Below are 24,630 nucleotides of genomic sequence, written 5' to 3'. Positions count from 1 at the left end.
GTGCTTGGCATTCTCCACGCCCGACGAGCCCGCCTCCCATGAAAAAGACCGTCCTCGCTTTCAGCCGCGTCACTCCCGCCATGATCGAACGCCTCCAGCAGGATTTCGACGTCATCGTGCCTGACCCGAAAAAAGGCGACATCAACGCCCAATTCAACGAGGCCCTGCCCCATGCCCACGGTTTGATTGGCGTGGGTCGCAAGCTCGGTCGCGCACAGCTGGAGAACGCGAGCAGCCTGGAGGTGGTGTCCAGCGTCTCGGTGGGCTACGACAACTACGACGTCGCGTACTTCAACGAACGCGGGATCATGCTGACCAACACGCCGGATGTGCTGACCGAAAGCACCGCCGACCTGGCCTTCGCCCTGATCATGAGCAGCGCCCGCCGCGTCGCCGAACTCGATGCCTGGACCAAGGCCGGTCAATGGCAAGCCACCGTCGGCGCCCCGCTGTTCGGCACCGATGTCTATGGCAAGACCCTGGGCATCGTCGGCATGGGTAACATCGGCGCGGCCATCGCCCGGCGCGGTCGGCTCGGTTTCAACATGCCGATTATCTACAGTGGCAACAGCCGCAAAACGGCACTTGAGCAAGAGCTCGGTGCGCAGTTCCGCAGCCTCGATGAGTTGCTGGCTGAAGCCGATTTCGTTTGCCTGGTGGTGCCGCTCAGCGAAAAGACCAAACACCTGATCAGCCGCCGTGAACTGGCGCTGATGAAGTCGGACGCGATTCTGATCAACATCGCCCGCGGCCCGGTGGTGGACGAGCCCGCGCTGATCGAAGCGCTGCAAAACAACCAGATTCGTGGCGCCGGGCTGGATGTCTACGAGAAAGAACCGCTGGCTGAATCGCCGCTGTTCCAACTGAAAAACGCAGTGACTTTGCCGCACATCGGCTCCGCCACCCATGAAACCCGTGAAGCGATGGCCAATCGCGCCTTGGCCAACCTGCGCAGCGCCTTGTTGGGTGAACGACCGCAGGACCTGGTGAACCCGCAAGTCTGGAAAGGCTGAAAAAAACGGGCAGGCGATTAAAGCGCCTGCCCGTCTACAACTAAACCTCACACGTTACAAAACAACAAATACACAACTTGTAATTTAGTCCACCCCTCAACAAATACACTTCGCTATAGACTCTCCTTACTTACCCGCTCTGACGGGAACCCGTTCTGGAGAACTATTACCTTGAACCACTTGACGACCGAGCAAACAATTAGAATCAGCAAAGCCACATTGATGCTATTTATAAGCTTCTTTGGTTTTTTAATGTTGTTTAGCAACTTCACCGACTACCCTTCCAACTACGAATACATCGCCCACATCCTCAGCATGGACACCACGCACGAGGGCGAGAAATACAGCTATCGCGCCATTACCTCCCCCATGGCCCATCACAGGATTTACTGGCTGATCATTACACTCGAAGTCCTCTTCACCGCCTTTTGCATGATGGGCACTTACCAACTATTCAAGAATATAAACACCAGCGCCAAAAAGTTTCACGAGGCAAAGAAATATGCACTGATTGGCTTACTGATTGCCGTATTTATCTACTACGTGTGTTTTCAGGTTGTGGGTGTCGAATGGTTCAACATGGATGAATCACAACAATGGAACTATAAAGACTGGGCCCGACATATCGTTGATTTCATCATGCCGTTAATGATCTATGTGGCCATCCGGATCGAGCGCTGAGTGCACACGCACCCGATCCGCAACATCTTCAAGCCAGCTTGCCGCTCCCCTGCACCATCGGTGCCTTGGGTTTGCGGAACACCAGCACGTTGCCCAGCATCACCAACACCAGGCCCATCAGCGCCGGTGCGGTCCATTGGTAGCCTTCGGCAAACGCCGAGACATTGAGCGCCACCACCGGGAACAGCACCGTGCAATAGGCTGCGCGCTCCGGGCCCATGCGCCCGACCAGCGTCAGGTAGGCGGTGAAGCCGATCACCGAACCCGGAATGACCAGGTACAGCAGCGAGCCGATGTAACGCGCATTCCATTCCATCTCGAACGGAATGCCTTTGACCAGGCACCACACCGACAGCATCGCCGCGCCATAGGCCATGCCCCAGGCATTGGTTGTCAGCGGCTTGAGCCCGGCCTTCTGTTGCAGGCTGGACAGCATGTTGCCCGCCGAGAAGCACAGCGTGCCCAACAAGGCCAGGCCCAGGCCCAGCAAGGTTTCCGGGCTGGCGGTGTGGCCGGCCAACTCCGGCCAGAACAGCAACCCCAGCCCGAACAAACCGAGCGCGCCACCCAACAGGACGTTGCGGGCGATTTTCTGGCCGAAGAACACCCGCGCATTCAGGGCATTCCACAGCGTGGCAGTGGAAAACACCACGGCTACCAGGCCACTGGGGATCCATTGGCTGGCCGTCAGGAAGCACATGAAGTTGATGCAAAACAGGCAAAGGCCCTGCGCCAGGCAGATCAGGTGTCCGCGACGGTTCATCACTTGCAGCTTGCGGCTGAGCAACAGCATCACGAACAGCACCAGCGCGGCGAGGCCGAAGCGATAGACGATCGACACCGGGATGGCCACCACGCCCAGTTGCCATTTCAAGGCAATCCAGGTGGTGCCCCAGATCAGCACGGTCAGCAAATACAGCGAAAGGTTCATGGCGAAGGCTCCTCAATAGGTGCCCAGTGTCCTGCGCCAAACTTTTTCGCACTTGCATAAACTTGCGCTTTTGTCGGTGCAGAGGCTGGCAGGCCAACGTCTACGGAGTAGGATGCGAAGCGTTGGAGAAACGATCATGCCCGCACTGGAATCACTGCAAGTCTTTCAAGCCCTCAACCGCTCGCCCAATGCTCGCCTCGAGCACAGCGCCGAGCTCGGTGACGGCATGGCTGCAGCCTTGTGGAGCAACCATCACGACGCCCAGGATTACGAAGCACCGAGCCATCACACCTTGTCCTGTTACATCGCGGGCGGCACCGGCACTTTTCGCCGCGATCAGCCCGGCACCAAGGGCGGTCCGGACAAACTGTGCATTCTGCCGGCCGACCATCAGTCAGGCTGGGTAATCAATGGCGACATTCGCCTGGCCCATCTGTATTTCAGCCCTGAACAATTCGCCCTCGGTTGCGTCACGCTGCTGGACCGCGAACCTCGCGAATTGCAGTTGCGCGAAGGGACTTTTCTCGACGACCCGCAGCAAGCCCGGCGCTTTCGCCAGATGCTCACGCTCAACTGGGATGAGCCCGGCGAACGCCTGCTGACCAGCAGCCTGGCCCATGAAATGCTCAGCCACGTGTTGCTCGGCCAGGTCGGCATGCGCGACGGCTTGCGGCTCAAGGGCGGATTGGCGGCGCACCAGCGGCGGCAACTGGTCGAGTTCATCGACAATCAGTTGGCCGAAGCCATCAGCCTTGGGCAGTTGGCGGGGTTGTGTGCGCTGTCGGAGTATCACTTTGCGCGGATGTTCCGGGAGAGCTTCGGCTTGCCGCCGCATCAGTATGTGTTGGCAAGGCGACTGAGTCGGGCGCGGGAGTTGTTGCGTTCGACATCGCAGCCGCTGGGGGAGATTGCATTGGCGAGTGGGTTTGCCAGTGCGAGTCACTTCACCAATCGGTTTCGGCAGGTTCTCGGTGGGACGCCTGGCGAGTATCGGCAGGCGTTTTTGCGCTGACCCGGAAGCCGCCTTCGCGGGCAAGCCTCGCTCCTACAGGGATGTGTGTTGATCGCGAAAATTGGACTCGACACGATTCCTGTAGGAGCGAGGCTTGCCCGCGAAGAACGATAACGCGGTCTGTGATCAGAACTCCAAGGTGCTGGACAACGACACCTGCCGCGAATCCCCCATCGACACAAAGAACCGGCTCGCCGCCGACGTGTAGTAAGTGCGGTCAAACAGGTTCTTCACGTTGAGCTGGAACTTGACCTTCTGCCCCTCGACCTTGGTGTCGTAGGTGGCGAATGCATCGGCCACGGTGTAGCTCGGCAGATCAAAATCGTTCACCGCGTTACCCGCCCGCTCACCGACATACCGCGCGCCCGCGCCGACCCGCAATTGATCGCCACCAACAATGGTGCCGAAGTCATAGACCGCCGACAGCGAGCCGGTGTTCTTCGCCACGTTTTGCAGTTTTTTGCCTTTGTAGTCCGGGTCTTCGGTGACTTCGGCATCGGTGTAGGCATAGCTGCCGATCATGCTCCAGCGATCGCTGAGCTGACCGCTCAGGTCCACTTCCAGACCACGGGAACGCACTTCGCCGGCGGCGCTGTAAAGGGTCACCGGACCTTCGGCATTGGCCACCAGCACGTTGCGTTTCTTGATGTCGAACAGGGCAACGTTACCCGTCACACGCCCCGGAATATCCAGCTTCGCGCCGACTTCCCAGGACTTGGCTTCTTCCGGCGCGATGCTGCCGTCGAGCACGGTGCTGCTGCCGCTCAACGGGGCGATGGTCGAGTTGGGTTTGAACGATTCGGTGTAGCTGCCGTAGAACGACAACGCGTCGGTGTACTTGTAGACAAGGCCGGCACGCGGCACCCATTTCTGTCCGTTGCTGTCGGTGTTGGCCTTGAACGGCACGCCTTTGCCGGCGTACTGGTCGTACTCCTGGAAACGGCCGCCGGCCACCAGAATCCACTGGTCGGTGAGGTGGATCGAGTCCTGCAGAAACAGCGAATCGCTGCGCAGCAGATCGGTCTGCGCGCTGTCCGCCGGGCTGACGGTGGTGCCGGCGACTTCACGGCCATAGACCGGGTTGAGGTAACTGAAGGTGGTCAGGCTTTTCTGGCGGATCAGGTCTTCGCGGTAGATCTTGCGGTACTCGTCATCGACGCCGAACACCAGGTCATGTTGCATGCCCAGCGCATTCACTTTGCCTTCGAGGCTGGCCGTGGTGAAGCGGTCGGTGCTGATCGCGTTTTGCGTGCCGTCCATGCTGCGGGTCAGCGTGCCTTTCTTGGTGTCGATGGCGGTAACGCGCACTTGGCTGGCGTCGTAGGTTTCACGGTTCCAGCTGTAGCCAAAGTGCGCTTTCCAGTTGTCGTTGAGTTCGTGGTCGGCCTCGAAGTGATAGAGGTCAGAACGCCCTTCCATGTTGTTGAACGGCTCGTCCAGGCGACGCTCGCGGGAGATGTCCAGCGGATGATTGTCGCGTGGATCGATCAGCGTGCCACGGTCGAACGGGGTAAGGAATTCACGGTGTTCGTAGGCGAACAACAGCTTGGTGCTTTCACCGAACCAGGCCAGGGACGGCGCCACCAGAGTCTCGCGGTGGGTGCCGAAGTTGCGCCAGTAATCTTCGTCCTCGTGGTCGAGCACCATGCGGTAGGCCAGCCCGGAATCACCGAGCGCGCCGGTGCTGTCGAAGCTGCCGCCGCTGCCGTTTTTGCCGTCGCCGTACGTCGAGCCACGCACGGTCAACGCGTTGTACTGTTCCAGTTCAGGTTTCTTGCTGACCATGTTGACCACGCCGCCCGGGTCCTGGATGCCGTAGAGCAACGAGGCCGGGCCCTTGAGCACTTCGACCCGATCGACCGTCGCGTTGAGGCCACGGCCCTGCACCACCGGCATGCCGTCGCGCATGATCGAGCCGTTGCGGTTGTCGCCGAAGCCGCGGGTCATCACCGAATCCTGGGTGCTGCCCAGCGTGTTGCCCTGGGTGATGCCGCTGACGTTGGCCAGCGCGTCGTCGAGGTTGCGCGGCGCCTGATCGCGAATGACCTGGGCCGGGATGACGTTGACGGTCTGGGGGATTTCCTGGAGCAAGGCCGAAGAGCGCATCACCGAACTGGTCGGCGGCGGCTGGTAGCTCATGGATTGATCCATCACCGAGGTGATGGTGGTGGCGCCGAGGTTCAAGGCGCCTTCGGTGGGCTGCGGTTCCAGCGCCATGGTGTGCGCATCGGTACGACGGAAGGTCAAACCCGAACCGCTGAGCAAACGCTGGATCGCCTGTTCGGCGCTCATCTGCCCGCTGACCGCTGGCGCGGTCATGCCGTACGGCGCTTCATCGGTGTAGACCACGCTGATGCCGGTGATCCGGCTGAAGTCGCTCAGGGCCTGGGGCAGCGGTTTGGCGGCCATCGCGAAGCTGAACTGCGTGCGCTGCTGCGTCGTGCCCGCTTCAGCGGCCAATGCCACGCTCAATGGCAGCAATGCCAATGCCGAAATGCTCAGCGCCGAAGCACCCAACCACTGTTTGACCGAACCCGATTTTGCCCTGGACTTCATTGCTCATGACCTGTGTAGAACCGCTACGGATGCGAATGACTCGCAGTTTCAGTCACTACACGGATGGGGCTTGGGTTTACCTCACCATCATTTTGAAAATATTTTAATTTGAGTGATGGGGTGTTTGATTTGACGCCTTCGCGGGCAAGCCTCGCTCCTACAGGGATAGTGAAACCTGTAGGAGCGAGGCTTGCCCGCGAAGTGGCCGGACGCCTCAACGCAAAATAATCAAATGCCCCACAGCCTGCTGCTCAAACCCCATCACCCCCTGCAACGAACTCAACACCGCCTGCGGATCCTTGCTCGGAAAACTGCCACTGATCCGCCGCGCCGCCAGCTCATCGTTGAGCAGCACAATCCGCCCCGGGTAGTAACGCCGCAGATCCTGCACCACGTCGGCCAGTGGCGCCTTGTAGTAATTGAGCCAACCCTGACGCCACGCCAACTGCGCTTCGCTGTCCACGGCATGCAGTTTTTCCGCCGTGCCTTCGCCGTAAGCCACTTGTTGGCCGGCGGTCAGAATCTGCTGCTCGGCATGCTTGTCCGCCGTCACGCCAACCCGGCCGGACAACACCGTCACTTGCGCGCCGTGAGGTTGCAAACGCACTTCAAACTGCGTCCCCAGCACCCGCGCCTGGCCCTTTTCAGCCTCAACCACAAACGGCTCGCCGGTGTGCGTCACGCTGAAAAAACCAGCGCCGCGACGCAACTGCACGTGACGCTCACCGCGACTGAAATCCACCGCGATGGCGCTGTCGGCATCCAGCGTGACCTGCGATTGATCCGCCAGCGTGACGGTGCGAACTTCCCCCGGCGCCGACACATAGTCAGCACCCAGATCATCCACCCAGCGCATCGGCTGCCAGCCTGAACCGAGGCTGACCATCAACAACAGGCACGCCGCCATTGCCAACGCTCCGGACCAGCGCCGAACGCTGCTGCGCCGCGAGCGATTCATCGCGTTGAGGTAACCCTGCAAGGCAAACGCGTCTTCGTTGGCCAGCGTCCGCGCCGGGCCTTCGCTCAATTCCCACACCACTTGCGCCTGGGCATAGGCCTCGGCATGCGCGGGATCGGCCTGCAGCCAATGGCTGAAGGTGGCCTGATCACCGCTGCTCGGCTGGTCATGCAACAGACTCAGCCAGGCGAAAGCGGCCTGTTCCTGAGCGGGCGTCGGGGTGACGCGTTCGATGTGATTCACGGTGCTTTCCCTGGCGTGCGCGGTTCGGGGTCCCGCAGGCTGGCCTTGCAGGCTTCGAGGGCGCGCATCATATGTTTTTCCACGGCGCTTTGGGACAAACCCATGGCCTTGGCGATCTCGGCGTATTTGCGGCCATGGATGCGATTGAGCAAAAAGATCTGCCGCGTGCGCTCGGGCAACGCACGCAACGCCGCTTCGACATGGCGCAAATCGTTGCCGGCCTCCAGCGCGGCTTGCGGCTCACTGCCGTGGCTGTCCGGTTGATCCGGTTGCCAGCCTTCAGTGACCCGCACCCGCGTGCCTTCGCTGCGCAAGTGGTCAATGGCAATGTTGCCAGCGCAACGCAACAGGTAGGTGCTGAGCTCTTCGACCTGCACCAGCGGCCGACGCCAGAAGCGCAAAAACAAATCCTGCACCAGGTCCGCCGCCGTTGCCCGGCAGCCGACACGACGGTTCACCAGCGCTTCCATCTGCGAACGCTGGGACAGGAACACTTGCAGGAAATGCGCACGTGCTCCGCGAGGTTCGTCGTCATGGGAATCCGGAGGGCTAGTCATCATCGGGTCAGTACTGCGCAAACGCGGCAACGGGGCTGACGAGCAGGCTCAAAGCAGCCATCGACAGTGCCAGGCGCGGGCGATACGGCATCAACAGCACCAGCAGCAACGCGCTGAGCATCAACACCGCACACCATTCCACCAGGCCAAGTCCCCAGCCGGTCGAAGACACCGCCGCCCACAGAGACAAGACCAGCAACAGCCAGCCACCCAGTTTCAATAACCGACGACGACGGGCCGTCGGCTTGCCGCCCAACAGTTCGGCGTGATGCCGATCCATCGATAAACACAGTGCGGTGAAACCGCCGTAACAGAGCAACAGCGACAGCAACATTCAGTTCGCCTCTCGCTCAAGGGTGATCGGTCGCGCCCGCGCCCGGGTGACAATTTCGGCCTGCCCCGAACGCTGCATTTTCCACGCAGCCCAGGCGAAAAACACACCGCTGCCCAGGCACGTCAGATCGAAACCGGCCATCGCCCAATCGCCCTGCGCCAACGTCACGCCCAAGTGATACGGCGTGGTCATGGCGTTCAGCAGCGGCATCGCGCCAAACAGCAATGCCACCAGTGCCAATTGCTCGATCCACGCCGGGCGGCCCCGGCGGACCATGGCATGCAGCACACTCAAACCCCAGACGATGAAGAAGCTGTTCACCTCCCAATCCGCACGTCCGGCCATGTCGACCGGCAACACCCGATTGGCCCAAAAGAACGCCGCCACCGCCACCATCAAACCGGACATGCTGGCAATGTTCAGCACTTCCACCAGTCGCAATTCGAACGGCATCACAGCGCTTTTCGCGTGTTTGAGCTGACGCTTGCCGAGCCAGATCACCAGCCCGGTGCCGATCATCGCCGTGCCGGCCAACCCGCAAATGAAGTACAACCAGCGCAGCACGGGGCCGGCGAAATGGCCCATGTGCAAACCATAGAAACTGCCGGCAATCGCCCTCGGCAGCGATTGCTCCGGGGTCGTGCCGAGCAATTGCCCGGTTACGCCGTTGAAGGTCACCGCGCTGCCGAAGTCGTGGACCACACGGTCGGCACCGTCACGCACGAGCACCACCGAGGCATTCGCGTCGCCCGGATTGTTCACCGTCAGCCGCCCGACGCGCCCGCCCGACCACTGCTCGCGCGCCTTTTCCAGCAGCGTTGCCAACGGCGCCAACTGCGCCGGTTTGTCCGCACGTTCCGGTGTGGTGGAGGCCGGGAACACCTCATCGTAAAACGCCCGCGCATCACCGTTGTACGCGGCAAGAATGCTCGCCGGCATCACCATCGACATGAAAATCACCAGGCTGCTGTAGGTGATCATCAGGTGAAACGGCAGCACCAGCACGCCCACCGCGTTGTGCCCGTCGAGCCAGGAACGCTGGCCCTTGCGCGGGCGGAAGGTGAAGAAGTCCTTGAAGATTTTCTTGTGGGTGATGATCCCGCTGATCAGCGCGACGAACATCACCATGGCGGCGATGGTCGACAACCAGCGGCCCCACGGATACGGCATTTGCAGCTGAAAGTGGAAGCGGTAGAAAAACTCGCCGCCGGTGGTTGCCCGGCCCTGCACTTCGGCGCCGGTTTGCGGGTCGAGGAGTTTTTCCGTGAACTGGCCGCGTTCGCCACGTTTGGCCGGGGTTTGCTGCCAGCGTACCGACAGGCCGGGTTCGCGGGCATCGGGCAGGTCGATGAGCCAGCGTGAGGCGCCGGCAGCGTGTTGCTGAAGGTAGTTTTGCGCCACGGTCAGGCTGGCTTCGGAGGTCACCGAACGCGCAGGGATTTCCGGCTGCATCCAGTGGCTGATCTCGTCCTTGAAATACGCGAGTGTGCCGGTGAGAAAAATCGCAAACAGCAACCAGCCGAAGATCAACCCGGCCCAGGTGTGCAACCAGGCCATGGCCTGACGAAAACCCTCTTTCATGTGCGGCCCATCCAGTACGCGAGGCCCGAAATCGCCGCAAGCACCAGGCTTGGCACGATCAACCCGAGCCAGGCCCGCCATGCGCTGCGGCAGGCGAAGCACCAGATCACTGCGCCGAGGTAGGCCAGAAACGAAGTCATCATCCCGGTCACCACGGCGTCGGCGCGGGCCATGGGCACCCACAGCGTCAGGCTGACACTGGCCAGCGCCGCAACGATGTAGCCACCCAGCACGGCGGCCAGCACTCGGGAGGTGACGGCCAATCGATAGGACACGGGGATTACTTTCATGTTTCGACCTTGAAACCGGTGAGGCCTGGGGAAAATCACGAGGCCAGGGCGGCAATATTAATGATAAATATTCTCATACGCAAAAGAGATACGATCAGCGCCGATTGCCGGAGCGGGTTCGCGCCTCTACAATGCGAACAATTCTTGTTCTCTAACGCATTAAACCGCGCTCGGAGTTACCGTTGCAGCCAGCCCACACCGTCGAAGTCCTTTATCACGCCCATCACAACTGGCTCACCGGTTGGTTGCGGCGCAAGCTCGGCTGCCCGGACAGCGCGGCAGATCTGGCCCAGGACACGTTCATGCGGGTGCTGACCGCGCGAGACACGCCGCAGATCATCGAGCCGCGAGCGTTCCTTACCACCCTCGCCAAACGCGTGCTGTTCAATCATTACCGCCGTCAGGATCTGGAGCGCGCCTACCTCGACGCCCTGGCGCAGATGCCGGAAAGGGTCGCTCCGTCAGAGGAGGAACGGGCGATCATCCTGCAAACCCTGATGGAACTGGACCAGTTGCTCGACGGTTTGCCGCGCCTGGTCAAGCGCGCATTTCTGTTGGCCCAGGTCGATGGCCTGACGTACCCACAGATCGCCGCCGAGCTGGGAATTTCCATCGCCACGGTCAAGCGGCACCTGAATAAAGCGGCGATGCGCTGCTACTTCGCCCTATGAACGGCACCCCGGATTTTTCACCGCAAGTCGCCGAGCAAGCGGTGCAGTGGTTGATGAAAATGCAGCAAGGGCCGTTGAGCCCGCGCCAGCAAAACGCCTGGCAACAATGGCTCGATGCGCACAGCGAGCATCAACGGGCGTGGGAGCATATTCAGCGGGTCAACCAGCGCCTGCGCGGCTTGTCTTCGCCGCTGGCGCATGCGGCCCTGAACGCACCGACGTCCAGTAGCCGGCGTCAGGCGCTGAAGTTGTTGCTGATTCTTGGTGCCGGTTCGGCCGTCACCTGGGGCATGCGCGAGCACAACCTGCTGCCACCGTTGATGGCCGACTACCGCAGCCCCATTGGCCAGCGGCGCAAGATCGCGCTCGCAGACGGCAGCCAATTGCAACTCAACACCGCGAGTTCGGCGGATGTGCAGGTCGAGGGTCAGCAACGGCTGATCCGTTTGCTTGAAGGCGAGATGCTGCTGACGGCGTCCAAAACGTTTCAAGTGCGCACGGCACAAGGCTTGTTGAAAACCGAAGGGGCGCGCCTGAACGTTCGGCAGTTTGCGGATCGCACTCAGGTCGCGGTGTTTGAAGGCCGTGTTGAATTGACGCCTGATGGCGGTTCACCCTGGGTACTGCAAAGCGCCCGGCAGTTGAGTTTTGATGCTCGCGGAATCGGCAACCCCGTGCCTCTGGATGCCAACAGCGGCGCCTGGGCCGACGGCATGCTGGTGGCTGCGCACATGCGCCTTGGCGATTTCCTTGAGGAACTTGGCCGCTATCGTCGCGGGCAGTTGAACTGCGATGCGAAAGTTGCTGACTTGTTGATCTCCGGGACTTATCCACTGGACGACAGCGAGCGGATTCTGGATCTGCTGGAAATCAGTTTGCCGGTGAAGGTGAAGCGCTTTACGCGGTATTGGGTAACCGTCGAGGCTAGCGTTTAATCATTGTAGGAGCCGGCTTGCTGGCGATCGGCACGCCGCGGTCTGTCTGATACACCGCCTTCGCCGGCAAGCCAGGCTCCTACAGTTACGGTGTTTGTTCAGAAATCCTGTGGCAGCGGGGTTGCTTGCGAGAGCCCCCAAAAATATTCACACAACCGTGAGCCGTTTTTCAGATCTGGCGTGACAGAGAAGGAAAGCCACCTTGATTCCACCTTCTCAGGATCATCCTCCATGCACCCCACCCGCCTCACCCCGCTGGCCCGCACCTTGCGCCAACTCTTGCTGGGCGCCAGCCTGAGCTTCGGCGCGCTGCCACTCGCCCACGCAGACGATGCCAAGCCGTACCACATCGCGCCATCGTCGCTGGAAAACGCCCTCAACCAGTTCGGCCGTGAAGCCGGCGTGTTGATTTCGTTTGGCTCGCAAGTCACCAGCGGTGTGCAGAGTCGTGGCCTGGAGGGCAACTACACCGCCGAACAGGGCTTGAACGCCTTGCTCGAAGGCACCGGCCTGCAGGCCCGCGCCGAAGGCAACAACGCGTTCAGCCTGCAACCGGTGGGCAATGCTGCGCTGGAGCTGGACACGTCCAAAGTGGTCGGCGACTGGCTCGGTGATGCGCAGCCAATCAACGTCTTCGAGCATCCCGGCGCGCGTGATGTAATCCGTCGCGAGGAGTTCGAACGCCAGGGCGCAACCCAGGCCAGGGACGTGCTCAACCGCATCCCCGGCGTCAACGCGCCGGACAACAACGGCACCGGCAGCCATGACATGGCGCTGAACTTCGGCATTCGTGGTCTCAATCCGCGCTTGGCGTCGCGCTCGACGGTGTTGATGGATGGCATCCCGGTGCCCTTCGCGCCTTACGGTCAGCCACAGTTGTCGTTCGCGCCGATCAGCATGGGCAACATGGACGCGGTCGACGTGGTGCGCGGCGGCGGCGCGGTGCGTTACGGCCCGCAAAACGTCGGCGGCGTGGTCAACTTCGTGACCCGTGCGATTCCCGACGAGCCCACGGTGAAAGGCGGTTTCCAGACCGAAACCAGCCCCTCCTCCAGCCACGACGGTTTCAAGACCACCGGCAACCTGCTGGCCGGCGGCACTGGCGACAATGGCCTGGGCGGCGCGTTGTTGTATTCCGGCACACGCGGTGGCGACTGGCGTGAACACAGCGACACCGAGATCGACGACCTGATTCTCAAAGGCAAATACCAGCTCGACGACGCCAACAGCTTCAATGCCATGGCCCAGTATTACGAAGGCAAGGCCGACATGCCCGGTGGCCTGAACGTCGCCGATTATGATGCCGATCCGTACCAGTCGACCCGCCCGAAAGATCAGTTCTGGGGCCGCCGGACGATGTTCAACTTCGGCTATCGCTATCAGGAAGATCGCCGCGAATTCACCGCTAACACCTTCTTCACCAAAACCCTGCGCAGCGGCTATCTGGATCAGGGCACGTTCCTGTCGCTGTCACCGCGCGAGTACTGGGTACGTGGCCTGGAAACCCGCTTCGCCCAAGGCTTTGATGTTGGCCCGACCAGCCATGAAGTCGGTGTCGGCTATCGCTACATCAACGAAGCCGGCCACGAACTGCGCTATCGCACGCCGATTGCCAGTAACGAGTATCCGACCACCAACAGCCGCAACGACCGCGATACGCGCGGCGGCACCGAGGCCAACGCGTTCTTCGTCGATGACCGGATCGACATCGGCAAATGGACAGTGACGCCGGGCATCCGCTACGAAATGATCGAATCGCAACAGACCAACAACCTGACGAACGAGAAGTACAAGGGCGACTACAACACCGCCCTGCCTGCGCTGAACGTGCTCTATCACCTGACCGACAGCTGGAACCTCTACGCCAACACCGAAGGTTCGTTCGGCAGCGTGCAATACAGCCAGATGCCAAACCGCGTGACCAGCGGCGAAGTCAAACCGGAAAAGGCGCGCACCTGGGAACTGGGCACCCGCTACGACAACGGTGCGTTACGCGCGGAAATCGGCGCGTTCCTGATCAACTTCGACAATCAGTACGAAAGTAATCAGACCAACGATTCGGTGATCGCTCGGGGCGAGACTCGCCATCAGGGCATCGAAACCAGCGTCAACTACGCACTCGATGATGTGAGCCCGGCACTGGCCGGTTTCGATGTCTACGCCACGTACGCCTATGTGGACGCGACCATCCGCGAAGACGGGCCGAACAAGGGCAATCGTGTGCCGTTCTCCTCGAAACACAAGGGCACCGTGGGCGTCGGTTATACCGAAGGCGCGTGGAAGTTGAACCTGGACAGCAGCTATCAGAGCGACCAGTTTGCCGACAACGCCAATACGTCGAAAGAAAGTGCCGACGGCAGCACGGGCACGATTCCTGGCTACATGCTGTTCAGCAGCCGCGCGGCGTATGACTTCGGGCCGAAGTTGTCGGATTTGAATGTGGCGGTGGGGGTGAAAAACATCTTCAACCACCAGTACTTCACACGCTCGTTCGATGACAACAACAAGGGCAAGTACGTCGGGGAACCGCGGACGGTGTATGTGCAGACGTCGGTGGCGTTCTGATCTGAAACTGAACAGCCTCGCTGCAATTCACCCCTGTAGGAGCGAGGCTTGCCCGCGAAGGCGATTTAACGAGCGACATATGCGCTGGATTTCCGGGCCTCTTCGCGGGCAAGCCACGCTCCTACAAGGAATCGCGGCGCTGCGATAATCGGCACAAACAACAACGGGCCTGCAATGCAGGCCCGTTTTTCGTTGGGACGTTAAATCAGGTGTCAGCCGTTTTGTGCAGCCTGTTCGTTCTCGAGAAACTCGTCTTCCAGCAGCGCATCGGCTGCACGCCTCTCAAACGGCACCACAGCGGCACGTGGTTTGCCCCGCAGTTTGCCGAACAGATGTTCCAGTGCATGTTCGAGTTTTTCAGCCGCACCGTCGATCGCCAGTTCCAGGTTTTCGGCTTTATGGGTGACAGAAATCGGTTGGTGGCCTTTTGGCCGCGCTTCCAGCTGGCAGCGCAAATCATGGGGACCGGGCTTGTCGCCGTTCTCGTCCCGCAGATGGACCTCGACGCGTGTCAGGTCCTCTTCATAACGTTCGAGCGTGCTCTCAATGGTAGTACGTACCCACTCCTCCAGTCGGATGCTGCTTTGAATATGGTTATCGCTGTTGACTTGGATTTGCATAGTTCATCCCTTATTTCAGCTAGCTCGCGAGAGGCCCCTCGGCTGGCCCTTGGGCGTCATCACCGTGACCTCTTGGTTACACAATCGGTCTGTACGACGAACAATTCAACCCCTGAAAAAAGATAAATTTTCATACGCAAAAAAAGCCGGACAAGGAGCAAAAGCGCTGTTAAGGTCGGGAGTTGGGTCGCTTCACTTCTTTGTCATAATTACTCACATCTGCCGCTCCGCCAGCGGGTGCAGGCTGCGAAAAACACCCGCCTCCTCTACCAGCCAGTCATGCACCGCGCGCACGCCCGGATGGCTCAGCGCCCCCGGCGCATACAGCAACACGTAACGTTTGTGATTGGGCACCGCCAGCCCGAACGGCACAATCAACGTCCCGCGCTCCAGCTCATCGTTCAACAGCGTTCGCCGCGCAATCGCCACGCCCATGCCGGCAATCGCCGCTTCGATGGTCAGGTGATTGCGATTGAACGTGTGCCCGCGCCGTACGTCCGCGCCTTCGAAGCCAATGGCGTTGAGATAGAACTCCCACTCCGCGTACTCGTAACTGCCGCGCCAGGCCGTAATGTCGTGCAACAGCGGAAAGTGCGACAGGTCTGCCGGGCCATGCAACGGCGGCCGTCCGCGCAAAAGGCTCGGCGCGCACACCGGGAAGATCTGTTCGTCGAGCAAGGTTGTGGATAACAAGCCAGGGTAGCTGCCGTCGTTCAGGTCGATGGCCAGGTCAAAGTCGCCCTCGTGCAACGGCACGCTGCTGTCCTCGGCCACCAGGCGCAACTGAATGTCCGGAAAACGCTGCTGCAAGCGCGGCAGGCGCGGGGTCAGCCATTTGCTCAGGAACGATGGAATCGACCGCACCCGCAAAATCCCGCTGATCATTCCCGCATCCAGTCGTCGCAATTCCGCGTCGATGCTGCCGTAAGCCTCGTTGACCGTAATGGCCAGTCGCTGGCCTTGCGCGCTCAACTCCACGCCCCGGGCACGCCGGTGGAACAGTCGAAACCCCAGCCGTTCTTCCAGTTGTCGGATCTGCTGACTGACCGCCCCCGGCGTGATGTGCAGTTCTTCGGCGCAGCGGGTGAATGACAAGTGCCGTGCGGCACAGGAAAACACGTGCAGCCAGACGTAAGTCTGGGCGTGCAATTGGCGACTCATTGTTTAGTCCTGCTAAAGGCTGTCTTAGGAAGTTTCGTTGGTCACGTAGGACCGAGGTAGGCAGTATCGCCGACATTGCGCTTGTCCTACAAAAATGGCAGCGATTTCTCTTCCATTGCTTGTATAGGCTTTAGCATGGCTATCAGTGTTTTTGATCTTTTCAAAGTCGGCATCGGTCCGTCCAGTTCTCACACCGTCGGCCCGATGCGCGCCGCCGCGACCTTTGCCCAGGCACTGATTGACCAGCATTTGCTGGACGCCGTACGCCGAGTGGAAATCCGCCTGTACGGCTCCCTTTCCGCCACCGGCGTCGGCCACGCCACCGACCGCGCCTGCGTCATGGGCCTGATGGGCGAATGGCCGGACAGCATCGATCCGACCAGCATCGACAGCCGCATCAAAACACTGCTCGAGACCGGCGAACTGAGTCTGGCCGGTAAAACCACCATCGCCTTCAACTGGCAACGCGATCTCCTGCTGCTCGACGAGAGCCTGCCCTACCACCCCAACGCCATGTCGCTGACAGCTTTCGGCGACACCGGTGAGCTGTCGGAGCAAACGTACTACTCGATCGGCGGCGGTTTCATCATCGAAGCCGCCGAAGCCGAGTCCGGCATCGCGCCGACCAGCGACGTGGTGCTGCCGTATGATTTTTCCAGCGCCGCCGAATTGCTCAAGCTCTGCAATCAGCATGGCCTGCGGGTTTCCGAGTTGATGATGGCCAACGAGCGGGCCTGGCGCAGCGAAGCCGAAATCCGTCAGGGCTTGCTGCACATCTGGTCGGTGATGCGCGAGTGCGTCGAGCAGGGTTTGCGCCACGAAGGCATCCTGCCCGGCGGTCTGAATGTTCCGCGCCGCGCAGCGAAATTGCACCGCAGCCTGTTGGAAATCGGCAAGCCGAATGTCATCACTTCGACACTGTCGGCGATGGAATGGGTGAACCTGTTTGCCCTCGCCGTGAACGAAGAAAACGCCGCCGGCGGACGGATGGTCACCGCGCCTACCAACGGCGCGGCCGGGATCATTCCCGCCGTCCTGCACTACTACATGAAATTCAACCCGGACGCGTCGGACGATGACGTCGTTGCGTTCTTTTTGGGCGCCGCGGCCGTAGGCATTCTCTGTAAGAAAAACGCTTCGATCTCCGGCGCCGAAGTCGGCTGTCAGGGCGAAGTCGGTTCGGCGTGCGCCATGGCCGCCGCCGGTCTGGCCGACGTACTGGGCGCCACGCCCGAGCAACTGGAAAACGCCGCCGAAATCGGCCTGGAACACAACCTGGGCCTGACCTGCGACCCGGTCGGCGGCCTGGTGCAAGTGCCGTGTATCGAGCGCAACGCCATCGCGGCCGTGAAGGCGATCAACGCCACGCAAATGGCCCTGCGCGGCGACGGCAAACACTTCATTTCCCTGGACCGGGTGATCCGCACCATGCGCGATACCGGCGCCGACATGCACGACAAATACAAAGAGACTTCACGGGGCGGCCTGGCTGTCAGCTGGGTGGAGTGCTGAGGAGCATTCCCGACCGTCCGCAACACGTGAGCCCGAGCAAGAATAATAACGAGGCCAATAACGATGACCGATGTACGTACACCTGCTGCCGATAATCCTGCTGTAGACCTGACACGCAATACAGAAACAGCCCACAAGGGCTGGAGCAAACACGACACCACCTGGATGCTGGGCCTCTACGGCACGGCGATTGGCGCCGGCACGCTGTTCCTGCCGATCAACGCCGGCGTGGGTGGCTTCTGGCCGCTGCTGATCCTGGCGGTGCTGGCGTTTCCGATGACCTTCTTCGCCCACCGGGGCCTGACTCGCTTCGTGCTGTCGGGACGCTCCGGGGACATCACCGAAGTGGTGGAAGAACACTTCGGCATCGGTGCCGGCAAACTGATCACGCTGCTGTATTTTTTCGCGATTTTCCCGATTCTGCTGGTGTACAGCGTGGCGCTGACCAACACCCTCAGCAGTTTCATGGAGCACCAGTTGCACATCGCACCGCCACCTCGGGCGGTGCTGTCGCTAGGGCTGATCCTTGGTTTGATGGCGATTGTCCGCTGCGGCCAGGGCGTCATCGTCAAATGCATGAGCGTGCTGGTTTACCCGTTCGTCGCGGCGTTGCTGCTGCTCGGTATCAGTCTGATTCCGAACTGGAACGGCGCGTTCTTCGCCACCGCCGGTGAAGGCATGCCGATGCCGCTGTTCTTCAAAACGCTGTGGCTGGCGATCCCGGTGATGGTGTTTTCGTTCAACCATTCGCCGATCATCTCCGCCTTCGCTGTCGATCAGAAGCAGCGTTACGGCGAGCAGGCCGAGCGCAAGAGCAGCGGCATCCTCGCCATTGCCCACGGGATGATGGTGGTGACCGTGATGTTCTTCTGTTTCAGCTGCGTGTTGGCCCTGTCCCCGGCTGATCTGGCGGCGGCGAAGGCACAGAACATCTCGATCCTGTCGTACCTGGCCAACCACTTCCAGACCCCGGTCATTGCCTACGCCGCGCCGCTGATTGCGCTGGTGGCGATCACCAAATCCTTCCTCGGCCATTACATCGGCGCCAGCGAAGGCTTTCAGGGTCTGATCGTGAAAAGCCTGCGTGGCCGTGGCCGGGTGATGTCGGCGAGCTGGCTGAACCGCATGACTGCACTGTTCATGATCCTCAGCTGCTGGGCCGTGGCCACTTTCAACCCGAGCATCCTTGGCATGATCGAAACCCTCGGCGGGCCGATCATTGCGTGCCTGTTGTTCCTGATGCCGATGTACGCCATCCGTCGCGTGCCGGCTTTGCGCCAGTATTCGGGCCAGGCGTCGAACGTGTTTGTGGTGTTGATCGGTCTGATTGCACTGTCTGCGATCATCTACTCATTCATGCCCTGAAACGGGCAACGTTCTTGTAGGAGCGAGCCTGCTCGCGATGGTCTCGAGAGCGCCACGTTTACCCGGTAAACACGCGTTATCGTTGACGAACATCGCGAGCAAGCTCGCTCCTACAGGAGTGAGTATTGTTCGACAATCTTTCCGGCATGCCCCTTGCTACATCCCTGACGAGGCAAAAAGGATGTTTGAAAACCTCAGCGAGCGACAGGCCAATGGTCCGGTGTTGCGAACCAACCCGATCATGGCCGGTCAACTACTGCACGTTCAATCAGGCGGTGACGCATCATGGACAACCCTTTTCAGCTCATCACCGATGCCTTTGCACCGGATTACCAGATCAACCTGAGCATTCAGGGGCTGGACGGCAGCATCATGCTGACCCTCTCCAACAGCGGCCGCGTCGTGGCCAAGCGAATGATCAGCGCCGAACAACGCAATGACCCCAAGCGCCTCAAACGCCTGGTGCAAAGTATTCAATTCGGCATCGCCATCGAGCAGGGTCACAGCGCGATGACCATCCTCGAAGCCATGACCGACAGCGACAATCGCACCCCGCCGCCGCCATCGACCAAAGCCCACCCGCGCCCCGCCATGCGGTTTTAAATCTCGCCCTTCTCCACTTCGGGATGCTCACTGGAACCCGCACCGGTCTTGCGTTGCGGGTGTTCGATCTTCACCGAAGGGAATTGCGACGAGGCGTAACGCACCACCAGAATCGCAAACGCCAGCAGCAGAATCCCGCCGCACAGGTAAATGATGCCCAGGTCGGGCGGATTGTGGTGCGAGACGTTGGAGATCAACAAACGCGTCAGCGCGGTGATCGCCACGTAGATCAGGAAACGCACCGGCATGTGATTGGTCTTGAAGTAAATCCCGACCATTGCGCCCAGTTCGAGGTAGATGAACAGCAGCAAGATGTCGTCGATCTTGATGTGCCCCGCTTCGATCATCCCCAGAAACTCCATCACCGCCGCCCAAGCGGTCACCGCACCGATGGCGAACAACGCCAGGTAGTGGAAGGTCTCGACGAACAGATTGCCCAGGGATTCGGCCAGTTGGTGCACGTTCTGCCGCAGGTTCTCGGCCCAGTTGATTTTCACGATGATTCTTCCTTAGCTCGGTTCGAGCGGATGATGCCGGTTGGACGTGACGGTTGTTCTGCATGCAGAAAAAAGGCCAGAGGCTGATGGTGAGATGGCGATAGGCTGCCAGTGGACACTTTTGTGGTGTCTGGACGGGCGCCTTCGCGGGCAAGTCGGACCGCCGCACCGCTCGCTCCTACAGGGCAATACCGCTACGTAGGAGCGAGGCTTGCCCGCGAATGGAGCAACGCGGTCCACCTGACAAACGCTGATTTCGGTCTACATTAAAAAGCCACTACCCAAAGCGCAGGGATTCGCTTATCCTTTTCGCTGTATAAAAACACAGTGGTCGAAACAGACAACTATCGTGAAGGCATGTGAGGTGGTGAATGGCCGTCGAAGTGGTATACCGCAGCAGCCGAGATCTGGAGCGCTTGTTCATCGTTTTGCGGACCGACCAACTGCCTAGATGATGTCCTTGATCCCCCTTTCACTCACACGGACTGCTCTGGATCGATGATCTGAGAGCGATGGTTCGGGTGAGCCACTCCGTCAAGAAATCTGAGGCTGTACAGATTTTGCGTCGGAGAGGTGCCTAGTTATGAAGACTTCATCAAAAATCCTTCAGCTAGAGGGTGATGCGTTTAGCGATCCGACTGATTGAGTTTTTGGTACCGATTGATTTTTGAAAGTAAAACCGGGGACGACTCCCCTCAATACTGCACCTGATGACGAGGCCAAAAAATGGCTGTTGAAACCCTGTATCGCAGTACCCGCGACTTGGAGACTACATTCGTGGATCGTAAGCTAGCCGACGCACATGACCAAATGCTCGAACTGGCAGAGTTATTGACTGATGTCTTACTCAAAAACGTGTCTGGTTTGACTGAAAAGCAGGCTGAAGATGCCAGTATTTTCTTGGCGAAAAATCGGGCGGTATTTGCTGCAGCGTTTAAAAATAACGCTGGTGCCTTGTCAGAACTCACCCAACTGAACAACGAAGAAACTTGAAAAGTTGGAATTGAACGCCTGTGGCCCTTCCTTTTCCTGTTGCGCTAGCGCCCATCCGGAGGTTACCTCCTTGGGAAATTGCGCCAGACAGTACAACGGAGCAGTCTGCGAGACGGCCCGAGGCGTTCAGTTACCAATCGCGATTTTTCGGGGTAGGAACGTCGGAATCCTTCTTATCAGACGCTTTGCGACTACCAGTGGCACGCTGACGTTTCCGGCCTTCCATTAAGACAATTTGCAAGGGGCTAGGGCGCACCTCTTCCAGCAATGAACTCAATCGCTCAAGCTCCTTCACAGCTCGAAGAATAGCTATCAAATTCACCACCGTCCCCTTCCCATGATTAAGCAGTAGGTTAAGAGTCTGACGACTTACACCAGACCCTTTTGCTACATCTTCCAAGCTCATATTTTTTTTCAGGCGTATTGCCTGGATATACGTTCCCACCTCTTTTGCAATCGCTTGATCTGTGTACCTTGAAAATTTCATAGTGTGTTAATTCCCGCACGCTACATGGCAAAGTATGACTTTTCGTCAGCCATTCGTTACGTTATTTTCTGACCATAAAAGGAGAATATAGCTTCAACATTTTTTAACATTCAAATCGAGTACAGTGAATATGACTCCATACCGCACGTATCTAAAGACAAGCTGTCGAGATAACTACCTTTATCCGTCTCGTAGCGATACCCAAAGTCTCGAGTCTCGTGATCTATTAAAAAACTGGCAGATATAAGCTTTTCAATTACCCAGGGCAACGCCTTCGTGACTCGTTCTGGCAATGCGATAAACACTTGATCAATCCCCACTTTTTGGCTGAATGAGTAGGAGCGCGTAATATTTTGAAGCTCCTGAGCATCGGCTACAATCGAAAGCCGCCGACTGATATTTGACTCGTCGCCATGCCAATAGAAAATCAAAAAGATCGGATGGCCTCTATCGTACTCAACACGACGGACTGTACGTTCTGCATCATAAAATTCCTCGCTGTCGCCGAGGACGTCCCAAAGCATGCCGAATTGATCCACTACGTTGAACATTGGTTCTCTCATATTTCTGTAAGGTTAGGGCAAAATTCACATTATACTGTGAAGACTGTAACGGCAAGGTGGACCACAGTTCCTCCCCTCAATGGAGGGGTTTGTGAACGTCGCTACAGCTTTTGGATTAGTCTTACGAAATGTGAGAAAGCGAGCAAACCTCACGCAGGAGCAACTAGCTCTTCAATGTGGTTATCAGCGGAATTACATCAGCTTGATGGAACGCGGGCATAACCAGCCTACATTAGAAACACTCCTGTCTCTTGCTAGCGCGTTACATTGCGATCCTGCTGATTTGGTGGTGGAAACGGTCCGTGTGTTGGGATCTGGCTCCGTTAGCGTTTAGAGCTATTGCCGACCAAGCTAATCTCGCCGTGAAATCTCTAAAATCTTATCGTTTCCAGAGTCGCTGATCGCGTAAAGCCAATGGGTTATGCTCGCAGGCCGCATCAGAAACATTTAGCTATGAATGACGCACGCTACCCGCCAACAACCCGCACGGCTCGACATCTGGACCAACGAAAAAAGCTACGTCCAAAAATCGGCTAGCTTTTGCAGACCTTCTATTAAGAATCACACAAGCTTCAGCCCTGCATTGCTCGGCAAGTAACCACTTTGTTGTTTTTGCTTTGCGCTTACCTTTCATAGATCCACCTCGATTTGGCACCAGCTTGCTCACGTAGTACTTCCCCCTGCATGGCTAGCCCCCACCTTCCCATAAGTCCAACCGACTTGAACATCGGAGTCAAGTTACCTGCCTGCCGAACGATAGCCTTAAACCATACCGAAGCGTTTCGAATAACTCGAAATGAGTACTGCGAGGATGACGCTTGCCTGCCACGAACACGTTCTCATCGAGCGCAACCTCCAGGCGATGCGGCACATACGCATCATCGTGCGATGATTTCTATGCATCACGCCCCTCTTGCCCACTGGAACGCATGCTGCTTGGAAGCTGTTTATCATCACAAGGATTACAAAACGAATGAAGTTGTACGAGAACATTACGATAGGCAATTTTCTGTTCGCGCTTGGGTACTCTCTCCGCGATAAACAAGACAAAGGGCTTTTGGCGGGATCCATCAACCTGCTTCAGCAAACCCCAGCTGACCAGCTTTTGGGGGACGTTTTACTCAAGTTCACTGGTGTCGTGCGACTGATCGAATTCAAGGCTGAAGGAGCAAAACTAGCGAAGGAACGAGGGAGGCATGCTGCCTTAGAAATAGCAGCAAAGAAACTCGACTTTGAAGCAATATCCAGGGAGGTACATTGGTCGATTGAGACTAAAGCTACCGAACAAACATTGGGTCTGAGGACAGTACCTTACCTCGACGCCTTTCCTCGTCCACGAGGTCCAAAGCTTCAAAGGCTTGAAGATTTCATCAATACCTTGGCCCAGGACATCGCAAGTCAAAATGTTAGGTATACCGGCGAACAAGTTAACGCCTATCTGGCTTGGGTAAGAAAAACTCAAGGTACCGGCGAGGTGGGGAGCGGAGGCCTGTTGCTAATGGCAGAACCAGGCGGCCTGCTGAGATTTGCTCCTCTGGCAGACTTATTCGATTTGAATCTTGAGCACGGAATGTGGATCAAGGAGCGGCAGCACCGCCTGGAACGCGAACTGAACTTCGCACGACAACGAGAGCATGAGCGAGAGCAGAAACAACGCCAGAAACTCACCCGCAAGATCGACATCGATGGCCCTGAGTTCGGAGCATGAATGACACACAGAGAATTTGACGACCAGGTCCAGGCTCAACTAAACGTTGTGACCATGATCATATCTGCCAGCAATCAGAACCAAGAAACTGCAGAGGCAGCAATCAGGGCCTTGGATCACATGCGACGCAACATCGAGCAGAGCGTCAATGCATTATCCCGGGACGTCATAAAAAAGGTCGAATCTGCGGCAGAAACGACCGCAACTGAAACTGCAAAATTATTGCAGGCAAAATTTGCTCGGGCAGACGAGCAGGCAAACGCGGCAGCGTTGCGTTACGAACGCGCAGCACAATGGTTAAAGTTGAAAGTCCTGATGTTCGTATTATTGGCCCTAGCGGTCATTTTCGGAGCTGCATGGTTGATCATTAGCGTGGTTGTTCCCTCCACCAGTGAGCTTCAGGAGCGCCGACAAGAGCTGGCTTATTTGGAGCGTATGGCAATCGACTTGGAACGACGTGGAGTGCGCCTTGAATGGACGACATGCAACAAAGCTCTTTGCTTCAGAACAGATAAATCGAAAGGTGACTGGACCGTCGGTGAAGGAACCTATCAAGTACCTTTCAAAGCCCGTCGATAACGAAAAGAGTCTCCTTTGCATCGCTTTGGTAGGACAGGCCATGGAAGCCAAACTAACGCATGCGCGTATCTGACCTGCTAAAAATGGCGAAGCCAACCAATAGGTGTGAAATTCAGCGCAATACCCGTCAATAACGCGCCATGCGCGCAACGTATCATAGCCAAAGGCCACTGGCGTTTGCCGTCTCAGTGAGGCAAGATCCAATCCCGCCGTTG

General features: G+C 58.5%; 25 protein-coding genes. 13 read left to right on the top strand and 12 right to left on the bottom strand.

Annotation, left to right across the window (positions count from 1 at the left end):
- The first annotated feature begins 38 nt into the window (after positions 1 to 38).
- Positions 39 to 1,013 carry a 2-hydroxyacid dehydrogenase gene (locus KGA97_RS09010; protein ID WP_207285244.1) on the top strand — a complete coding sequence of 325 codons (975 nt, stop codon included), beginning with the start codon at positions 39 to 41 and terminating at the stop codon, positions 1,011 to 1,013.
- A 171-nt stretch (positions 1,014 to 1,184) separates the two neighbouring features.
- A complete protein-coding gene (locus KGA97_RS09005; RefSeq protein WP_223434756.1) occupies positions 1,185 to 1,694 on the top strand; it encodes a DUF2165 family protein in 510 nt (169 codons plus the stop codon).
- 28 nt (positions 1,695 to 1,722) lie between these two features.
- Here the strand turns inward: KGA97_RS09005 and KGA97_RS09000 are convergent, their stop codons facing one another.
- Complete coding sequence (locus KGA97_RS09000; RefSeq protein ID WP_008025338.1) at positions 1,723 to 2,625, bottom strand: DMT family transporter; 903 nt, start codon at positions 2,623 to 2,625, stop codon at positions 1,723 to 1,725.
- Between the two features lie 136 nt (positions 2,626 to 2,761).
- Between KGA97_RS09000 and KGA97_RS08995 the strand changes: the two genes are divergently transcribed.
- Positions 2,762 to 3,637: a helix-turn-helix domain-containing protein gene (locus KGA97_RS08995; protein WP_008041791.1), complete on the top strand. Its 876-nt coding sequence runs from the start codon at positions 2,762 to 2,764 to the stop codon at positions 3,635 to 3,637.
- Between the two features lie 126 nt (positions 3,638 to 3,763).
- Here KGA97_RS08995 and KGA97_RS08990 read toward each other — a convergent pair whose 3' ends face one another.
- The 6 genes from KGA97_RS08990 to KGA97_RS08965 all read right to left on the bottom strand — a co-directional run bounded on the left by KGA97_RS08990 (position 3,764) and on the right by KGA97_RS08965 (position 10,156).
- The gene (locus tag KGA97_RS08990) at positions 3,764 to 6,193 is read right to left on the bottom strand and encodes a TonB-dependent siderophore receptor (protein WP_192227769.1); all 2,430 of its coding nucleotides are present in this window, start codon (positions 6,191 to 6,193) and stop codon (positions 3,764 to 3,766) included.
- A 214-nt stretch (positions 6,194 to 6,407) separates the two neighbouring features.
- Positions 6,408 to 7,394 (bottom strand): FecR family protein, encoded by a 987-nt coding sequence (locus KGA97_RS08985; protein ID WP_223480624.1) that lies wholly within the window; start codon positions 7,392 to 7,394, stop codon positions 6,408 to 6,410.
- The gene (locus KGA97_RS08980; RefSeq protein ID WP_008041802.1) at positions 7,391 to 7,954 is read right to left on the bottom strand and encodes an RNA polymerase sigma factor; all 564 of its coding nucleotides are present in this window, start codon (positions 7,952 to 7,954) and stop codon (positions 7,391 to 7,393) included. Before KGA97_RS08980 ends, KGA97_RS08985 begins: the two co-directional genes overlap by 4 nt.
- 4 nt (positions 7,955 to 7,958) lie before the next feature.
- On the bottom strand, positions 7,959 to 8,285 hold the full coding sequence (locus KGA97_RS08975) for a DUF3325 domain-containing protein (RefSeq protein WP_119922357.1): 327 nt from the start codon (positions 8,283 to 8,285) through the stop codon (positions 7,959 to 7,961).
- Entirely contained in the window at positions 8,286 to 9,866 is a 1,581-nt protein-coding gene (locus KGA97_RS08970; protein ID WP_223480623.1) for a PepSY-associated TM helix domain-containing protein, read from the bottom strand.
- On the bottom strand, positions 9,863 to 10,156 hold the full coding sequence (locus KGA97_RS08965; RefSeq protein WP_008041811.1) for a DUF3649 domain-containing protein: 294 nt from the start codon (positions 10,154 to 10,156) through the stop codon (positions 9,863 to 9,865). Before KGA97_RS08965 ends, KGA97_RS08970 begins: the two co-directional genes overlap by 4 nt.
- 182 nt (positions 10,157 to 10,338) lie before the next feature.
- Between KGA97_RS08965 and KGA97_RS08960 the strand changes: the two genes are divergently transcribed.
- The 3 genes from KGA97_RS08960 to fecA all read left to right on the top strand — a co-directional run bounded on the left by KGA97_RS08960 (position 10,339) and on the right by fecA (position 14,327).
- Entirely contained in the window at positions 10,339 to 10,827 is a 489-nt protein-coding gene (locus tag KGA97_RS08960) for a sigma-70 family RNA polymerase sigma factor (protein WP_192227764.1), read from the top strand.
- Positions 10,824 to 11,762 (top strand): FecR domain-containing protein, encoded by a 939-nt coding sequence (locus KGA97_RS08955; RefSeq protein ID WP_223480622.1) that lies wholly within the window; start codon positions 10,824 to 10,826, stop codon positions 11,760 to 11,762. The genes KGA97_RS08960 and KGA97_RS08955 overlap by 4 nt, the downstream gene beginning before the upstream one ends.
- Positions 11,763 to 11,993: 231 nt before the next feature.
- A complete protein-coding gene (gene fecA / locus KGA97_RS08950) occupies positions 11,994 to 14,327 on the top strand; it encodes a TonB-dependent Fe(3+) dicitrate receptor FecA (protein WP_223480621.1) in 2,334 nt (777 codons plus the stop codon).
- 212 nt (positions 14,328 to 14,539) lie between these two features.
- Here fecA and KGA97_RS08945 read toward each other — a convergent pair whose 3' ends face one another.
- Together KGA97_RS08945 and KGA97_RS08940 are read right to left on the bottom strand one after the other, a co-directional pair.
- Positions 14,540 to 14,947 carry an HPF/RaiA family ribosome-associated protein gene (locus KGA97_RS08945; RefSeq protein ID WP_008025327.1) on the bottom strand — a complete coding sequence of 136 codons (408 nt, stop codon included), beginning with the start codon at positions 14,945 to 14,947 and terminating at the stop codon, positions 14,540 to 14,542.
- A 213-nt stretch (positions 14,948 to 15,160) separates the two neighbouring features.
- Positions 15,161 to 16,108, bottom strand: coding sequence for a LysR substrate-binding domain-containing protein (locus tag KGA97_RS08940; RefSeq protein ID WP_008025326.1), 948 nt, complete (start codon positions 16,106 to 16,108; stop codon positions 15,161 to 15,163).
- A 135-nt stretch (positions 16,109 to 16,243) separates the two neighbouring features.
- Here KGA97_RS08940 and KGA97_RS08935 point away from each other — a divergent pair, with 135 nt between their 5' ends.
- The 3 genes from KGA97_RS08935 to KGA97_RS08925 all read left to right on the top strand — a co-directional run bounded on the left by KGA97_RS08935 (position 16,244) and on the right by KGA97_RS08925 (position 19,588).
- Complete coding sequence (locus tag KGA97_RS08935; RefSeq protein WP_223480620.1) at positions 16,244 to 17,620, top strand: L-serine ammonia-lyase; 1,377 nt, start codon at positions 16,244 to 16,246, stop codon at positions 17,618 to 17,620.
- Positions 17,621 to 17,683: 63 nt separating this feature from the next.
- The gene (locus KGA97_RS08930) at positions 17,684 to 18,985 is read left to right on the top strand and encodes an HAAAP family serine/threonine permease (protein WP_192227760.1); all 1,302 of its coding nucleotides are present in this window, start codon (positions 17,684 to 17,686) and stop codon (positions 18,983 to 18,985) included.
- A 285-nt stretch (positions 18,986 to 19,270) separates the two neighbouring features.
- Positions 19,271 to 19,588, top strand: coding sequence for a DUF3509 domain-containing protein (locus KGA97_RS08925; protein WP_008025323.1), 318 nt, complete (start codon positions 19,271 to 19,273; stop codon positions 19,586 to 19,588).
- Here the strand turns inward: KGA97_RS08925 and KGA97_RS08920 are convergent.
- Positions 19,585 to 20,085, bottom strand: coding sequence for a phosphate-starvation-inducible protein PsiE (locus KGA97_RS08920; RefSeq protein ID WP_008025322.1), 501 nt, complete (start codon positions 20,083 to 20,085; stop codon positions 19,585 to 19,587). The genes KGA97_RS08925 and KGA97_RS08920 overlap by 4 nt on opposite strands.
- 726 nt (positions 20,086 to 20,811) lie before the next feature.
- On the opposite strand from KGA97_RS08920, the gene KGA97_RS08915 reads away from it, so the two are divergent.
- Positions 20,812 to 21,078: a YebG family protein gene (locus KGA97_RS08915; RefSeq protein WP_223480619.1), complete on the top strand. Its 267-nt coding sequence runs from the start codon at positions 20,812 to 20,814 to the stop codon at positions 21,076 to 21,078.
- A gap of 130 nt (positions 21,079 to 21,208) precedes the next feature.
- Here the strand turns inward: KGA97_RS08915 and KGA97_RS08910 are convergent, their stop codons facing one another.
- Positions 21,209 to 21,565, bottom strand: coding sequence for a helix-turn-helix domain-containing protein (locus KGA97_RS08910; RefSeq protein ID WP_223480618.1), 357 nt, complete (start codon positions 21,563 to 21,565; stop codon positions 21,209 to 21,211).
- Between the two features lie 110 nt (positions 21,566 to 21,675).
- Positions 21,676 to 22,116, bottom strand: coding sequence for a hypothetical protein (locus KGA97_RS08905; RefSeq protein ID WP_223480617.1), 441 nt, complete (start codon positions 22,114 to 22,116; stop codon positions 21,676 to 21,678).
- 91 nt (positions 22,117 to 22,207) lie between these two features.
- On the opposite strand from KGA97_RS08905, the gene KGA97_RS08900 reads away from it, so the two are divergent.
- From KGA97_RS08900 to KGA97_RS08890, 3 genes are all read left to right on the top strand, one after another.
- The gene (locus KGA97_RS08900; RefSeq protein WP_131698661.1) at positions 22,208 to 22,462 is read left to right on the top strand and encodes a helix-turn-helix domain-containing protein; all 255 of its coding nucleotides are present in this window, start codon (positions 22,208 to 22,210) and stop codon (positions 22,460 to 22,462) included.
- Positions 22,463 to 23,101: 639 nt separating this feature from the next.
- On the top strand, positions 23,102 to 23,836 hold the full coding sequence (locus KGA97_RS08895; RefSeq protein ID WP_223480616.1) for a hypothetical protein: 735 nt from the start codon (positions 23,102 to 23,104) through the stop codon (positions 23,834 to 23,836).
- A gap of 54 nt (positions 23,837 to 23,890) precedes the next feature.
- Positions 23,891 to 24,415, top strand: a complete 525-nt coding sequence (locus tag KGA97_RS08890) for a hypothetical protein (RefSeq protein ID WP_223480615.1) — start codon at positions 23,891 to 23,893, stop codon at positions 24,413 to 24,415.
- Positions 24,416 to 24,630 lie beyond the last annotated feature (215 nt).

The organism is Pseudomonas sp. BF-B-15 (assembly GCF_019946675.1).
Classification (GTDB): domain Bacteria; phylum Pseudomonadota; class Gammaproteobacteria; order Pseudomonadales; family Pseudomonadaceae; genus Aquipseudomonas; species Aquipseudomonas migulae.
Note: the sequence above shows the minus strand (reverse complement) of the source record. Positions and strands in the feature narration are given on the sequence as shown.

Bases quoted from the DNA above. Each gene is read 5' to 3' on its own strand.
- KGA97_RS08925 (WP_008025323.1), top strand. From the start codon at position 19,271: ATGGACAACCCTTTTCAGCTCATCACCGATGCCTTTGCACCGGATTAC.
- KGA97_RS08970 (WP_223480623.1), bottom strand. From the start codon at position 9,866: ATGAAAGAGGGTTTTCGTCAGGCCATGGCCTGGTTGCACACCTGGGCC.
- KGA97_RS08930 (WP_192227760.1), top strand. From the start codon at position 17,684: ATGACCGATGTACGTACACCTGCTGCCGATAATCCTGCTGTAGACCTG.
- KGA97_RS08995 (WP_008041791.1), top strand. From the start codon at position 2,762: ATGCCCGCACTGGAATCACTGCAAGTCTTTCAAGCCCTCAACCGCTCG.
- KGA97_RS08955 (WP_223480622.1), top strand. From the start codon at position 10,824: ATGAACGGCACCCCGGATTTTTCACCGCAAGTCGCCGAGCAAGCGGTG.
- KGA97_RS08910 (WP_223480618.1), bottom strand. From the start codon at position 21,565: ATGAAATTTTCAAGGTACACAGATCAAGCGATTGCAAAAGAGGTGGGA.
- KGA97_RS08965 (WP_008041811.1), bottom strand. From the start codon at position 10,156: ATGAAAGTAATCCCCGTGTCCTATCGATTGGCCGTCACCTCCCGAGTG.
- KGA97_RS08990 (WP_192227769.1), bottom strand. From the start codon at position 6,193: ATGAAGTCCAGGGCAAAATCGGGTTCGGTCAAACAGTGGTTGGGTGCT.
- KGA97_RS08940 (WP_008025326.1), bottom strand. From the start codon at position 16,108: ATGAGTCGCCAATTGCACGCCCAGACTTACGTCTGGCTGCACGTGTTT.
- KGA97_RS08980 (WP_008041802.1), bottom strand. From the start codon at position 7,954: ATGATGACTAGCCCTCCGGATTCCCATGACGACGAACCTCGCGGAGCA.
- KGA97_RS08895 (WP_223480616.1), top strand. From the start codon at position 23,102: ATGAAGTTGTACGAGAACATTACGATAGGCAATTTTCTGTTCGCGCTT.
- KGA97_RS08935 (WP_223480620.1), top strand. From the start codon at position 16,244: ATGGCTATCAGTGTTTTTGATCTTTTCAAAGTCGGCATCGGTCCGTCC.
- KGA97_RS09010 (WP_207285244.1), top strand. From the start codon at position 39: ATGAAAAAGACCGTCCTCGCTTTCAGCCGCGTCACTCCCGCCATGATC.
- KGA97_RS08905 (WP_223480617.1), bottom strand. From the start codon at position 22,116: ATGTTCAACGTAGTGGATCAATTCGGCATGCTTTGGGACGTCCTCGGC.
- KGA97_RS08945 (WP_008025327.1), bottom strand. From the start codon at position 14,947: ATGCAAATCCAAGTCAACAGCGATAACCATATTCAAAGCAGCATCCGA.
- KGA97_RS09000 (WP_008025338.1), bottom strand. From the start codon at position 2,625: ATGAACCTTTCGCTGTATTTGCTGACCGTGCTGATCTGGGGCACCACC.
- KGA97_RS08975 (WP_119922357.1), bottom strand. From the start codon at position 8,285: ATGTTGCTGTCGCTGTTGCTCTGTTACGGCGGTTTCACCGCACTGTGT.
- KGA97_RS08890 (WP_223480615.1), top strand. From the start codon at position 23,891: ATGATCATATCTGCCAGCAATCAGAACCAAGAAACTGCAGAGGCAGCA.
- KGA97_RS08900 (WP_131698661.1), top strand. From the start codon at position 22,208: ATGGAGGGGTTTGTGAACGTCGCTACAGCTTTTGGATTAGTCTTACGA.
- fecA (WP_223480621.1), top strand. From the start codon at position 11,994: ATGCACCCCACCCGCCTCACCCCGCTGGCCCGCACCTTGCGCCAACTC.
- KGA97_RS08915 (WP_223480619.1), top strand. From the start codon at position 20,812: ATGGCTGTTGAAACCCTGTATCGCAGTACCCGCGACTTGGAGACTACA.